Consider the following 12,301-nt stretch of genomic DNA (forward strand, 5'->3'; position numbering starts at 1 on the left):
TCGGTCAGGCCTCCGTTCCGGTGCTCTCAGCCGGAGCAGCGGCGGCGGGAGCCTCGGCCTTGGGGGCCTCGGCTGCCGGCGCGGACTGCTGCGGCTTGCGACCGCGACCGCCACGCTCGCCACCGCGGCCACCGCGGCCGGCCGGGCGGTCAGCGCCGCCACGGGCCGGGCGGTTGCCAGCGCGGGCAGCAGCGTTCTCGGCGCGGACCTCGGCGATGTTCTTGACGTCGCCCTTGTAGATCCAGACCTTCACACCGATGCGGCCGAAGGTCGTCTTGGCCTCGAAGAAGCCGTAGTCGACGTTCGCACGGAGCGTGTGCAGGGGCACACGGCCCTCGCGGTAGAACTCCGAGCGGGACATCTCGGCGCCGCCGAGGCGGCCACCGCACTGGATCTTGATGCCCTTGGCGCCGGCCTTCATCGAGCTCTGCATGCTCTTACGCATGGCACGACGGAAGGAGACGCGGGAGGAGAGCTGCTCGGCGACGGCCTGGGCCACCAGCTGAGCGTCCACCTCGGGGTTCTTGACCTCGAGGATGTTCAGCTGGACCTGCTTGCCGGTCAGCTTCTCCAGCTCGCCACGGATGCGGTCGGCCTCGGCGCCACGGCGACCGATGACGATGCCCGGGCGGGCGGTGTGGATGTCAACGCGGACGCGGTCACGGGTGCGCTCGATCTCGACCTTCGAGATGCCGGCCCGCTCCATGCCCTTCGTCATCATGCGACGAATGGCGACGTCTTCCTTGACGTAGTCCTTGTACAGCTTGTCGGCGTACCAACGGGACTTGAAGTCCGTGGTGATGCCGAGCCGGAACCCGTGCGGGTTTACCTTCTGGCCCATTACCGGGTTCCTTCCTTGCTGCTGACGACCACGGTGATGTGGCTGGTCCGCTTACGGATCCGGTAGGCACGGCCCTGAGCACGCGGACGGAACCGCTTCAGGGTCGGGCCCTCGTCCACGTACGCCTCGCTGATGACCAGCGAAGAGGCGTCGGTGTGGTCGTAGTTGTGTGCAGCGTTGGCGATGGCGCTGTCCAGCACCTTGCCAACCGGCACGCTCGCGGCCTGCGGGGCGAAACGCAGGACCGCCTGAGCCTCCGTGGCATCCATGCCACGGATGAGGTCCACCACGCGGCGGGCCTTCATGGGCGTGACGCGGATGTACCGCGCCTGGGCCCTGGCTTCCATGGTTGTCCCTTCGGTGTAAGTCATAGTCAGTCACCCCGCGTTAGCGGCGCTTCGACTTCCGGTCGTCCTTGACGTGGCCGCGGAAGGTGCGAGTCGGCGAGAACTCGCCGAGCTTGTGGCCGACCATCGACTCGGTGACGAACACCGGGACGTGAATCTTGCCGTTGTGCACCGCGATGGTGTGACCCAGCATGGCCGGGACGATCATCGAGCGACGGGACCAGGTCTTGATGACGTTCTTGGTGCCTGCCTCGTTCTGTACGTCCACCTTCTTGATGAGGTGGCCGTCGACGAAGGGCCCCTTCTTGAGACTGCGCGGCATCTAAACCCGCTCCTAGCGCTTCTTGTTCGTCTTGCGGCGGCGGACGATGTACTTGCTCGATGCCTTCTTCGGCGAGCGAGTACGACCCTCCTTCTGACCCCACGGCGAGACCGGGTGGCGACCACCGGAGGTCTTGCCTTCACCACCACCGTGCGGGTGGTCAACCGGGTTCATCGCGACACCGCGGACGGTCGGGCGAACGCCCTTCCAGCGCATGCGGCCGGCCTTGCCCCAGTTGATGTTCGACTGCTCGGCGTTGCCGACCTCGCCGATCGTGGCGCGGCAGCGGGCGTCGACCAGGCGGATTTCACCCGACGGCATACGAAGGTGGGCCATGGTGCCCTCCTTCGCCAGCAGCTGCACGGAGGCACCCGCGGAACGGGCGAACTTCGCGCCGCCGCCGGGCCGCAGCTCGATGGCGTGGATGGTCGTACCGACCGGGATGTTGCGCAGCGCCAGGTTGTTACCGGGCTTGATGTCGGCGGCCGGGCCGTTCTCGACACGGTCGCCCTGCGTCAGTCCACGCGGCGCGATGATGTAGCGCTTCTCGCCGTCCGCGTAGTGCAGGAGCGCGATGCGCGCGGTGCGGTTCGGGTCGTACTCGATGTGCGCGACCTTGGCCGGCACGCCGTCCTTGTCGTGACGACGGAAGTCGATCACTCGGTAGGCGCGCTTGTGGCCACCGCCCTGGTGGCGAACGGTCACACGACCGGCGTTGTTACGGCCGCCCTTGCTGTGCAGGGGGCGGACCAGCGACTTCTCCGGCGTGGACCGCGTGATCTCGACAAAGTCGGCGACGCTGGAGCCACGACGGCCCGGGGTCGTCGGCTTGTACTTGCGGATACCCATTTCTCAGTCCTCGTCCGATTTCGGACGATCCAGACCGCCCTTAGGCGGTCGGACCGCCGAAGATGTCGATACGGTCGCCCTCGGCGAGGGTCACGATGGCGCGCTTCGTGTCGGCGCGCTTGCCGAAACCGGTCTTGGTGCGCTTGCGCTTACCCTGCCGGTTGATCGTGTTGACCCCGGTGACCTTGACCGAGAAGACCGCTTCCACGGCCTGCTTGATCTGGGTCTTGTTGGAGCCGGGCGCGACGATGAACGTGTACTTGTTCTCGTCGAGCAGCGCGTAGCTCTTCTCGGAAACGACCGGCTTGACGAGAACGTCGCGCGGGTCCGTGAAGGTCTTGCTGGTTACGGTCGCCTCGCTCATCAGGCGTCGCTCCCTTCGGTCTCATCGGCCTTGGGGCCAGACACGAAGGACTCGAAAGCGGCCTGGGTGAAGACCACGTCGTCGGAGACGATCACGTCGTACGTGTTGAGCTGGCCCGGCTCCAGGATGTGCACCTGGGGCAGGTTGCGGGCGGACAGCCACGCGGCCTCGTCGGCGCGGTCGACGACCAGGAGCAGGTTCTTGCGCTCCGAGATCTTGCCGAACAGCGTCTTGGCGGCCTTCGTGGAGACTGCACCGTCGACCACGCCGGTGACGACGTGGATGCGGGAGTGGCGTGCCCGGTCGGAGAGGGCACCGCGCAGGGCGGCGGCCTTCATCTTCTTCGGGGTGCGCTGCGAGTAGTCACGCGGCTGCGGGCCGTGGACGACGCCACCGCCGACGAACTGCGGCGCACGGGTCGAACCCTGGCGGGCGCGGCCGGTGCCCTTCTGGCGGTACGGCTTGCGGCCACCACCACGGACTTCGCCGCGACGCTTGGTCTTGTGCGTGCCCTGACGGGCAGCAGCCAGCTGAGCGACAACGACCTGGTGGATCAGCGGAACGCTGGTCTTCGCGTCGAAGATCTCCGCGGGGAGCTCGACGGTACCGGCCTTGTCGCCTGCCGGCGAAAGGATGTCAATGGTGCTCATTACCTCAAGCCCCCTTGGCCGCGGTACGGACCAGGACGAGGCCGCCGTTCGGACCGGGGACTGCGCCCTTGATGAGGAGCAGACCCTTCTCCGCGTCAACCGCGTGGATGGTCAGGTTCTGGGTGGTGACGCGCTCGTTGCCCATGCGACCCGCCATGCGCATGCCCTTGAAGACACGGCCGGGGGTGGCACAGCCACCGATGGAGCCGGGCATGCGGTGCACACGGTGGGCACCGTGGGACGCCTTGCCACCCTTGAAGTTGTGGCGCTTCATCACACCGGCGAAGCCCTTGCCCTTGCTCTTGCCCGTGACGTCAACCTTGACGCCGGACTCGAACACTGCGGCAGTGACCTCCTGGCCCAGCGTGTACTCGCTGGCGTCAGGGGTGCGGAGCTCCACCAGGTGGCGGCGCGGGGTGACGTCGGCCTTGGCGAAGTGGCCCTTGAGGGGCTTGTTCACCTTGCGCGGGTCGATCTCGCCGAAGGCGATCTGGACCGACTCGTAGCCGTCGCTGTCGTTCGTGCGGACCTGGGTGACGACGCAGGGCCCGGCCTTGACGACGGTCACCGGGACAACCCGGTTGTTCTCGTCCCAGACCTGGGTCATGCCGAGCTTCTCGCCCAGGACGCCCTTAATGTTCTTAGCCATCTCGCGCGTCACCTCAGAGCTTGATCTCGATGTCGACGCCGGCCGGCAGGTCGAGACGCATCAGCGAGTCAACCGTCTTCGGCGTGGGGTCGAGGATGTCGATGAGGCGCTTGTGCGTGCGCATCTCGAAGTGCTCGCGCGAGTCCTTGTACTTGTGCGGCGACTTGATGACGCAGTACACGTTCTTCTCAGTGGGCAGCGGCACCGGGCCTGCGACCGACGCACCAGTGCGGGTCACCGTCTCGACGATCTTCTTCGCCGAGGAGTCGATGACCTCGTGGTCGTAGGCCTTGAGCCGGATGCGGATCTTCTGTCCCGCCATGGCTACTAGTAGTCCTGTCTCTCGAAACGCTCTGGAACCCGAGGGCTCTCGTAACTCCACCTCCGACCCACGCGGTCGGGCGTGTCGCATCCCCTCTACGCAGAATTCCCGAAGGAATTCCCAACCAAGGGGGTGCGGGCCGTAAGACCGCGGAACCGGGGGCGGAACACCCACCGGGTGCCTGGTCGGCGCCCCACTGTCACTTCCCGGAAGATTCCCGTACGTCCGGCCCGCATGGGGCCGACGAGTACTGTGGGACTCGCTTCCGGTCCTCCCGGCGGGAGGCGCGCAGCATTGACACTCAACCGAGCAACCTGGTCAGTGTGCCATATGCGGCACGGCGCTGGCCAATCGGGCGGAGGATCTTACCCCCCGTGGCCGACTGGTCAAACGCGGCCGGACGTCACCGGCGAGCTGCGGCGATGCCGACAGGTCCGGACACGGCCGTTCGGGGCCTGCCCACCACCGTGACCGACAGCACACTGGACGCCCGCCACCGGTCCTGCTCCGGCCTGCCGCACGGCCGCTGGAATACTCCGGGCATGCATACGATCATCAAGCCGGCCTGGACGCTGCGCCCGGCGGAAGCGGCGGATCTCGAGGCCATGACCGAACTCCGGGCCCTCGTCATGCGCCCGGATCTGGAACGCCTCGGCCGGTACGACGAACATCGCGTGCGGCAGCGGCTGCGGGACATCTTCACGCCCGAGCACACCTCGGTCGTTCTCGCTGAAGGCGAGTTCGCCGGCTGCGTCACCATGCGTCCGGTCGAGAACGGCTGGTGGGTGGAGAACTTCTACCTGTCCCCCGCTCTCCACGGCCAGGGGATCGGCTCAGCCGTCCTGCGGACTCTGCTGGAGCGCGCCGACGCGGACGGGGCGGACGTCCGCCTCGACGTCCTGCAGGGCAGCGCAGCCCGTCGTCTGTACGAACGTCACGGGTTCACTCTGGAGCACGAGGACCCGATCGATGTCTATCTGGTGCGCCGCTCCGGCGTGTAGCCGCGACACGCGCCGAAAGCGCCCCGATCGCCGTCTAACGTGCCGCGGGAAGCGGCACCCGACCCGCCGCTCGGACGTGGTGAGCGGACGGAGTGCGGCGCGTGACGGATCGACCCGACTCTGAGTGCGGCAGTGGCGGGGTACGGCGGCGCAGTGTCGTCCGGGCCGCCGCCGCGGCCGCCCTGATGGGCCTCGGCGCCTGTTCCGTACCGGCCCCGCGGCGCAGCGGCCCCATGGCGGACCCTGCCCCCGGTCTCCCGGTCGCCGACGCCCGGCCGGCCCTGATGATGCAGATCCTCGCCCACCCGGACGACGACCTGTACTTCATGAACCCGGACACCGAGCAGGCCCTGACAGCCGGGACACCGCTGGTCTGTGTGTACCTCACCGCCGGAGAAGTCTTCGGTCTCAACAGGATCCCCGGCCGGGCGCGGCCCGCCCCCGACCGGGCCGCCTACTCCTCGGCCCGGCACCAGGGGCTGCGCCAGAGCTACGCGGCCCAGCTCGGCCTGCCGATGTTCACCCGCTGGCACAAGTCCGTCCTCGATCTGGCCGGCGGCCACCGGGCGGAGATCAACACCCTGCGGGGCGGCGGCCGGCGGGTCGAGCTGATCTTCCTCAATACGGCGATGCACGTCGGCCACGGCCGGCTCGGGCTGCCGAGCCTCTGGCACGACCGGGCGCTGAAGCTGCGCACCGTCGTCGCCGCCGACTCACCGCTGGAGCGGGCGGGTGAGTACACGTACGACGGGCTGATCGATGTTCTCGTCGGGCTGCTCGACCGGTACCGGCCGACCGTCGTCCACACGCTCGACCCGGACCCGGACATCCAGCACAGCTCCGAGGCCGTCCGCCGGCAGGACATCGAGCAGCCCGGCTACTCCGACCATGCCGACCACACCGCGGCCGCATCGTTCGCCTGGGCGGCGCTGATCCGGTGGGTCGCCCGCGCGACCGAGGACGGCGGGGGTGTGCCGCGGTTCGTCACCACCGCGTTCCGCGGTTACTACAACCGGCACTGGCCCAAGAACCTGCCGGGCGGAGTGCTGAAGGAGAAGGCCGCGCACCTGGTCCCGTACGGCGGCGAGGCCGACTGGCGTTGCGGGAACCGGGCGGGCTGCGGCGACTACAACGTCGGCGGTGACCGGCCCCTGACCAACAGGAAGGGCTGGGTCCGCTCCACCCGGTACCGCTACCCCGGCCCCCGCCCCGCCGTCACCGCCGAACCCGACGGGCGGCTCGCCGTCCACGGGGTGCTCGGGCTGCGGGTGGCGCGGTGGCGCGAGAGCGCGCCCGGCAGCGGGGTCTGGGACGGGCCGGACGATCTCGGCGGCGGGCCTTTCGCGCCGGTACTGGGCCAGACCGTGACGGCGGACGGCAGGCTGCTCCTGTTCGGGCTGCGCTTTGCTGCGCTCGCCGGACACGGGGCGGAGAACGAACGGGAGATCGCGCTCCTGGAGCAGAGCTCCCGGGGCGGGACCTTCCGTGCCTGGCGCGCCCTGGGCAACCCGGAACCGGACCCGGACCGCGGCCGCCGGATCGGCGTGCCGGTGGCGGTGACCGCACCCGACGGGCGGAGCCATCTCTTCGTACGGAACGCGGCCAAGGGCGTGAGCACACGCGTGCGGGACGCGTCCGGTCGGTGGGGCGAGTGGACGGACCTGGGCGGCGGCGAGATCCAGGACGGGCTGAGCGCCGTGGTGGACGGACACGGCCTGGTCCATGTGTACGGCGCCGGTCATCACGCGGTGCACCACTGGACCCAGGAGAGACCCGGGGACCGGCTGACCGCGCGACGGCAGATCGACGGGGGGCCGGTGCCGGGTGACGGGCCCACCGCCCGGATCACCACGGACGGTTCCGTCGAACTGCTCTACCGGGCCGCGGCACGGGCCCGGCTGACGGTCGTCGCCGGGGGGACTGCGGCGGACCGGGCGGACTTCGACGGGTACGGGCCGGTGGGCGTCGCCGACTCGTCGCTCGGGCCGGTGCTGCTGGGCCGCACCGAGGAGGGCCGGCTCCAACTGCGCACCGGCGAACGACTGTCCGTACGGATGCAGGGGCCGGTGGCGCTCGACGGTCCCGCGCTGTACGTCGCAGGCCTGGGACGCCCGGCGGTGATCGGCCTGGGACCGGACGCGGCCCCCTGGCTCTGGCATCCATGACCGTGCGCACCGGGGAATGCCGAAGGGCCCCGGTCCACCGCTTGCGCGGCGGGCCGGGGCCCTCCTTGGTGCTCTGTGCGGAGCAACCAGGTCAGACAGTCAGGTAATTACTTGACGATCTTGGTGACCTGGCCGGCGCCCACGGTCCGGCCACCCTCACGGATGGCGAACTTCAGGCCCTCTTCCATGGCGACCGGCTGGATCAGCACGACGTTCATGACGGTGTTGTCGCCCGGCATGACCATCTCGGTGCCCTCGGGAAGGGTCACAACGCCCGTCACGTCCGTGGTACGGAAGTAGAACTGCGGGCGGTAGTTGTTGAAGAAGGGGGTGTGACGGCCACCCTCGTCCTTCGACAGGATGTAGGCCTGGGCCTCGAACTCGGTGTGCGGCGTGACCGAACCGGGCTTGATGATGACCTGGCCGCGCTCGACGTCCTCGCGCTTGATGCCACGGAGGAGCAGACCGACGTTCTCACCGGCCTGGCCCTCGTCGAGCAGCTTGCGGAACATCTCGATGCCGGTGACCGTGGTGGTGGTCTTCTCCTGCTTGATACCGACGATGTCGACGGTCTCGTTGACCTTCAGGACACCACGCTCGATACGACCGGTGACGACGGTGCCACGACCGGTGATCGTGAAGACGTCCTCGATCGGCATCAGGAACGGCTTGTCGACGTCACGCTCGGGCTGCGGGATCGCCTCGTCGACGGCGGCCATCAGGTTCAGGACCGACTGGCCCCACTCCTTGTCGCCCTCGAGCGCCTTGAGCGCCGAGACCTTGACGACCGGCAGGTCGTCGCCCGGGAACTCGTACTCGGAGAGGAGCTCACGGACCTCGAGCTCGACGAGCTCCAGGATCTCCTCGTCGTCCACCATGTCGGCCTTGTTCAGGGCGACGACGATGTACGGAACGCCGACCTGGCGGGCCAGGAGCACGTGCTCCTTGGTCTGCGGCATCGGGCCGTCGGTGGCGGCGACCACGAGGATGGCGCCGTCCATCTGCGCCGCACCCGTGATCATGTTCTTGATGTAGTCGGCGTGACCCGGGCAGTCGACGTGCGCGTAGTGACGCGACTCCGTCTGGTACTCGACGTGCGCGATCGAGATCGTGATACCGCGCTGGCGCTCCTCAGGAGCCTTGTCGATCTGGTCGAAGGCCGAGGCCTCGTTCAGGTCCGGGTACGCGTCGTGCAGCACCTTGGTAATGGCGGCCGTGAGGGTCGTCTTACCGTGGTCGATGTGACCGATGGTGCCGATGTTGACGTGCGGCTTAGTCCGCTCGAACTTCGCCTTCGCCACTGGGTCCTCCTGTGGAGTGGTTCTGTACGCCTTGCTTCATCGGCGCCAGGTGATCTTTGCTGGGATGCCGGGGCCGGGGGCATTCATCGCATTGCTTGCGCTCTGCGACGAATGCCCCACCAGGCTCCGGTGACAAGCCTAAAGCGTGAGCTCGGGAGAGTTACTCGCCCTTGGCCTTCGCGATGATCTCCTCGGCGACGTTCCGCGGAACCTCGGCGTAGGAGTCGAACTGCATCGAGTAGCTTGCGCGACCCGAGGTCTTGCTGCGGAGGTCTCCGACGTAGCCGAACATCTCCGAGAGGGGCACGAGGCCCTTCACGACGCGAGCGCCGCTGCGCTCCTCCATGGCCTGGATCTGGCCACGGCGGGAGTTGAGGTCACCGATGACATCGCCCATGTAGTCCTCGGGCGTGGTGACCTCGACGGCCATCATCGGCTCGAGGAGCACGGGGGACGCCTTGCGGGCACCCTCCTTGAACGCCTGCGAACCGGCGATCTTGAAGGCGAGCTCCGAGGAGTCGACCTCGTGGTAACCACCGTCGAGCAGGGTGACGCGAACGCCGACCATCTCGTAACCGGCCAGGATGCCGAACTGCATGGCTTCCTGAGCACCCGCGTCCACCGAGGGGATGTACTCACGGGGGATGCGGCCACCGGTGACCTTGTTGACGAACTCGTAGGACGCGTCGCCACCCTCGATGGGCTCAAGGGCGATCTGCACCTTCGCGAACTGGCCGGTACCACCAGTCTGCTTCTTGTGCGTGTAGTCGATGCGCTCGACGGCCTTGCGGATCGTCTCGCGGTACGCGACCTGCGGCTTGCCGACGTTCGCCTCGACGCGGAACTCGCGCTTCATGCGGTCGACGAGCACCTCGAGGTGAAGCTCGCCCATACCACCGATGATGGTCTGGCCGGTCTCCTCGTCGGAGTGCACCTGGAAGGACGGGTCCTCCTCGGAGAGGCGCTGGATGGCGACACCCAGCTTCTCCTGGTCACCCTTGGACTTGGGCTCGATGGCGACCTGAATGACCGGCGCCGGGAAGTCCATGGACTCCAGGATCACCGGGTTCTTGTCGTCACACAGCGTCTCACCGGTGGTGGTCTGCTTCAGGCCCATGACGGCGATGATGTCACCGGCGCCCACCGACGCGATCTCCTCACGCTTGTTCGCGTGCATGCGGTAGATCTTGCCGATGCGCTCCTTCTTGCCCTTGACCGAGTTCAGCACCGCGGTGCCGGCCTCGAGGCGACCGGAGTAGATCCGGACGAAGGTGAGCTTGCCGAGGTGCGGGTCGCTAGCGATCTTGAACGCCAGGCCGGAGAACGGCTCGTCGTCCGAGGGCTTGCGCTTGACGACAACCTCGGGGTCCTTGACGTCGTGGCCTTCGATGGCCTCGACGTCCAGGGGGGAAGGCAGGTAGCGGACGACCGCGTCGAGCAGGGGCTGGACGCCCTTGTTCTTGAACGCCGTGCCACAGAACACCGGGGTGACGGTGACGGAGCCCGCGCCGCCCTTCGATGCGAGGGTGATCCGACGGATCGCCTCGTGCAGCTGCTCCTCGGTGGGCTCGACGCCCTCCAGGTACAGCTCCATCATCTGGTCGTCGTTCTCGGAAACGGCCTCGAGCAGCTTGCCGCGCCACTCCTGAGCCGCCTCGATGTGGGTGTCCGGGATGTCGACGGTGTCGTACATCTCGCCCTTGACGGCCTCTTCCGGCCACACAAAGGCCTTCATCGACACGAGGTCGACGACGCCCTTGAAGTCGGCTTCGGCACCGATGGGGAGCTGCATGACGAGCGGGACCGCACCGAGGCGGTCGACGATCATGTCGACGCAGCGGTGGAACTCGGCACCCGTGCGGTCGAGCTTGTTGACGAAGCAGATACGCGGCACGCCGTAGCGGTCCGCCTGACGCCAAACGGTCTCGGACTGCGGCTCGACGCCGGCGACACCGTCGAACACGGTGACAGCGCCGTCGAGGACGCGGAGCGAACGCTCCACCTCGACGGTGAAGTCGACGTGACCCGGGGTGTCGATGATGTTGATGGTGTGGTCAACATCATTGAGCGGCCAGTGACAGGTCGTCGCGGCGGACGTGATCGTGATGCCGCGCTCCTGCTCCTGCTCCATCCAGTCCATCGTGGCAGCGCCGTCGTGGACTTCACCGATCTTGTACGAAACACCGGTGTAGAACAGGATCCGCTCAGTGGTGGTCGTCTTGCCCGCGTCGATGTGGGCCATGATCCCGATGTTGCGGACCTTGGCCAGGTCAAGCGAAGTGGTGGCCATAAGGCTCAATCTTCTCTCGGTCTCGATGTGGGTAGCGACTACCAGCGGTAGTGCGCGAAGGCCTTGTTGGACTCGGCCATCTTGTGGGTGTCCTCGCGCTTCTTGACGGCAGCGCCAAGACCGTTGGAGGCGTCGAGCAGCTCGTTCATGAGGCGCTCGGTCATCGTCTTCTCGCGGCGGGCGCGGGAGTAACCCACGACCCAGCGAAGCGCGAGGGTGGCGGCACGACCGGGCTTGACCTCGATCGGCACCTGGTAGGTCGCGCCACCGACACGGCGGGACTTGACCTCGAGGGACGGCTTGACGTTCTCCAGCGCGCGCTTCAGCGTGATGACCGGGTCGTTGCCGGTCTTCTCGCGGAGGCCTTCCATGGCGCCGTAGACGATGCGCTCGGCGGTGGAGCGCTTGCCGTCCAGCAGGATCTTGTTGATCAGCGACGTGACAAGAGGAGAGCTGTAGACCGGGTCGATGATGACCGGGCGCTTCGGGGCGGGGCCCTTACGAGGCATTCTTACTTCTCCTTCTTGGCGCCGTAGCGGCTGCGAGCCTGCTTACGGTTCTTGACGCCCTGCGTGTCGAGGGAACCGCGGATGATCTTGTAACGAACACCCGGCAGGTCCTTCACACGGCCACCGCGCACGAGCACGATGGAGTGCTCCTGCAGGTTGTGGCCCTCACCCGGGATGTAGGCCGTGACCTCGATGCCGGAGGTCAGACGCACACGCGCGACCTTACGGAGTGCCGAGTTCGGCTTCTTCGGGGTGGTCGTGAACACGCGCGTGCAGACGCCGCGGCGCTGGGGCGAACCCTCGAGTGCGGGCGTCTTGTTCTTCTCGACCTTGTCCTGCCGGCCCTTCCGGACCAGCTGCTGGATCGTAGGCACTACTTCTCCGGTTTCTGTGTGCCGTAGTAAAACTAACCTGGAACACTTCGCCGACCCACGCGGTCGGGTGTGTCGAATACTGCAGGTCCCTGCCCGAAGGCAGGAAGAAGCGCAGATTGCGGTGGCCAAAGACAGGCTCGCCATGCGGTTGAGGACACGCACACGAGCCCAGGCACACCCCAGGCACAAGGTCTGAGCGTACCTACCTCACGGACTCCGGTCAAAACAAATGCTGTCCACGACGACGCGCTGCGCGTGACATTGCCGACAGTACCTCTGTTCCGGCACCGACGGGCAACGCCGCAGGGCGGTCACCC

General features: G+C 67.5%; 14 protein-coding genes. 2 read left to right on the plus strand and 12 right to left on the minus strand.

The window, feature by feature from the left end:
• Positions 1 to 4 precede the first annotated feature (4 nt).
• The 8 genes from rpsC to rpsJ are packed head-to-tail and all read right to left on the minus strand — an operon-like array spanning position 5 to position 4,344.
• A complete protein-coding gene (rpsC, locus tag OG963_RS20070; RefSeq protein ID WP_030914139.1) occupies positions 5 to 841 on the minus strand; it encodes a 30S ribosomal protein S3 in 837 nt (278 codons plus the stop codon).
• On the minus strand, positions 841 to 1,188 hold the full coding sequence (gene rplV / locus OG963_RS20075) for a 50S ribosomal protein L22 (RefSeq protein ID WP_004571827.1): 348 nt from the start codon (positions 1,186 to 1,188) through the stop codon (positions 841 to 843). Before rplV ends, rpsC begins: the two co-directional genes overlap by 1 nt.
• Positions 1,189 to 1,228: 40 nt before the next feature.
• On the minus strand, positions 1,229 to 1,510 hold the full coding sequence (gene rpsS / locus OG963_RS20080; protein WP_003966956.1) for a 30S ribosomal protein S19: 282 nt from the start codon (positions 1,508 to 1,510) through the stop codon (positions 1,229 to 1,231).
• Between the two features lie 12 nt (positions 1,511 to 1,522).
• Positions 1,523 to 2,359: a 50S ribosomal protein L2 gene (gene rplB, locus OG963_RS20085; protein ID WP_093773282.1), complete on the minus strand. Its 837-nt coding sequence runs from the start codon at positions 2,357 to 2,359 to the stop codon at positions 1,523 to 1,525.
• A 40-nt stretch (positions 2,360 to 2,399) separates the two neighbouring features.
• Positions 2,400 to 2,723 (minus strand): 50S ribosomal protein L23, encoded by a 324-nt coding sequence (gene rplW / locus OG963_RS20090; protein ID WP_030914135.1) that lies wholly within the window; start codon positions 2,721 to 2,723, stop codon positions 2,400 to 2,402.
• Positions 2,723 to 3,373 carry a 50S ribosomal protein L4 gene (gene rplD, locus OG963_RS20095; protein WP_030914133.1) on the minus strand — a complete coding sequence of 217 codons (651 nt, stop codon included), beginning with the start codon at positions 3,371 to 3,373 and terminating at the stop codon, positions 2,723 to 2,725. Before rplD ends, rplW begins: the two co-directional genes overlap by 1 nt.
• A 4-nt stretch (positions 3,374 to 3,377) precedes the next feature.
• On the minus strand, positions 3,378 to 4,022 hold the full coding sequence (gene rplC / locus OG963_RS20100; protein WP_030914132.1) for a 50S ribosomal protein L3: 645 nt from the start codon (positions 4,020 to 4,022) through the stop codon (positions 3,378 to 3,380).
• A gap of 13 nt (positions 4,023 to 4,035) precedes the next feature.
• A complete protein-coding gene (rpsJ, locus tag OG963_RS20105) occupies positions 4,036 to 4,344 on the minus strand; it encodes a 30S ribosomal protein S10 (RefSeq protein WP_003948644.1) in 309 nt (102 codons plus the stop codon).
• A gap of 542 nt (positions 4,345 to 4,886) precedes the next feature.
• Between rpsJ and OG963_RS20110 the strand changes: the two genes are divergently transcribed.
• Both OG963_RS20110 and OG963_RS20115 read left to right on the plus strand, forming a co-directional pair.
• Complete coding sequence (locus OG963_RS20110) at positions 4,887 to 5,345, plus strand: GNAT family N-acetyltransferase (protein WP_093930870.1); 459 nt, start codon at positions 4,887 to 4,889, stop codon at positions 5,343 to 5,345.
• Positions 5,346 to 5,530: 185 nt separating this feature from the next.
• A complete protein-coding gene (locus OG963_RS20115; RefSeq protein ID WP_371800311.1) occupies positions 5,531 to 7,510 on the plus strand; it encodes a PIG-L family deacetylase in 1,980 nt (659 codons plus the stop codon).
• A 107-nt stretch (positions 7,511 to 7,617) separates the two neighbouring features.
• Here OG963_RS20115 and tuf read toward each other — a convergent pair whose 3' ends face one another.
• The 4 genes from tuf to rpsL all read right to left on the minus strand — a co-directional run bounded on the left by tuf (position 7,618) and on the right by rpsL (position 11,984).
• Complete coding sequence (gene tuf, locus OG963_RS20120) at positions 7,618 to 8,811, minus strand: elongation factor Tu (RefSeq protein WP_030914124.1); 1,194 nt, start codon at positions 8,809 to 8,811, stop codon at positions 7,618 to 7,620.
• A gap of 160 nt (positions 8,812 to 8,971) precedes the next feature.
• Positions 8,972 to 11,101 (minus strand): elongation factor G, encoded by a 2,130-nt coding sequence (gene fusA, locus OG963_RS20125; RefSeq protein ID WP_030914122.1) that lies wholly within the window; start codon positions 11,099 to 11,101, stop codon positions 8,972 to 8,974.
• A gap of 38 nt (positions 11,102 to 11,139) precedes the next feature.
• On the minus strand, positions 11,140 to 11,610 hold the full coding sequence (gene rpsG, locus OG963_RS20130; RefSeq protein WP_028812383.1) for a 30S ribosomal protein S7: 471 nt from the start codon (positions 11,608 to 11,610) through the stop codon (positions 11,140 to 11,142).
• Positions 11,611 to 11,612: 2 nt separating this feature from the next.
• The gene (gene rpsL / locus OG963_RS20135; RefSeq protein WP_003948652.1) at positions 11,613 to 11,984 is read right to left on the minus strand and encodes a 30S ribosomal protein S12; all 372 of its coding nucleotides are present in this window, start codon (positions 11,982 to 11,984) and stop codon (positions 11,613 to 11,615) included.
• Positions 11,985 to 12,301 lie beyond the last annotated feature (317 nt).

The organism is Streptomyces sp. NBC_01707 (genome assembly GCF_041438805.1).
Lineage (GTDB): Bacteria > Actinomycetota > Actinomycetes > Streptomycetales > Streptomycetaceae > Streptomyces.

What these genes read in the sequence shown, in the direction of transcription:
- rpsC (WP_030914139.1), bottom strand. Translation starts at nt 841, where the DNA reads ATGGGCCAGAAGGTAAACCCGCACGGGTTCCGGCTCGGCATCACCACG.
- rplV (WP_004571827.1), bottom strand. Translation starts at nt 1,188, where the DNA reads ATGGAAGCCAGGGCCCAGGCGCGGTACATCCGCGTCACGCCCATGAAG.
- rpsS (WP_003966956.1), bottom strand. Translation starts at nt 1,510, where the DNA reads ATGCCGCGCAGTCTCAAGAAGGGGCCCTTCGTCGACGGCCACCTCATC.
- rplB (WP_093773282.1), bottom strand. Translation starts at nt 2,359, where the DNA reads ATGGGTATCCGCAAGTACAAGCCGACGACCCCGGGCCGTCGTGGCTCC.
- rplW (WP_030914135.1), bottom strand. Translation starts at nt 2,723, where the DNA reads ATGAGCGAGGCGACCGTAACCAGCAAGACCTTCACGGACCCGCGCGAC.
- rplD (WP_030914133.1), bottom strand. Translation starts at nt 3,373, where the DNA reads ATGAGCACCATTGACATCCTTTCGCCGGCAGGCGACAAGGCCGGTACC.
- rplC (WP_030914132.1), bottom strand. Translation starts at nt 4,022, where the DNA reads ATGGCTAAGAACATTAAGGGCGTCCTGGGCGAGAAGCTCGGCATGACC.
- rpsJ (WP_003948644.1), bottom strand. Translation starts at nt 4,344, where the DNA reads ATGGCGGGACAGAAGATCCGCATCCGGCTCAAGGCCTACGACCACGAG.
- OG963_RS20110 (WP_093930870.1), top strand. Translation starts at nt 4,887, where the DNA reads ATGCATACGATCATCAAGCCGGCCTGGACGCTGCGCCCGGCGGAAGCG.
- OG963_RS20115 (WP_371800311.1), top strand. Translation starts at nt 5,531, where the DNA reads ATGGGCCTCGGCGCCTGTTCCGTACCGGCCCCGCGGCGCAGCGGCCCC.
- fusA (WP_030914122.1), bottom strand. Translation starts at nt 11,101, where the DNA reads ATGGCCACCACTTCGCTTGACCTGGCCAAGGTCCGCAACATCGGGATC.
- rpsG (WP_028812383.1), bottom strand. Translation starts at nt 11,610, where the DNA reads ATGCCTCGTAAGGGCCCCGCCCCGAAGCGCCCGGTCATCATCGACCCG.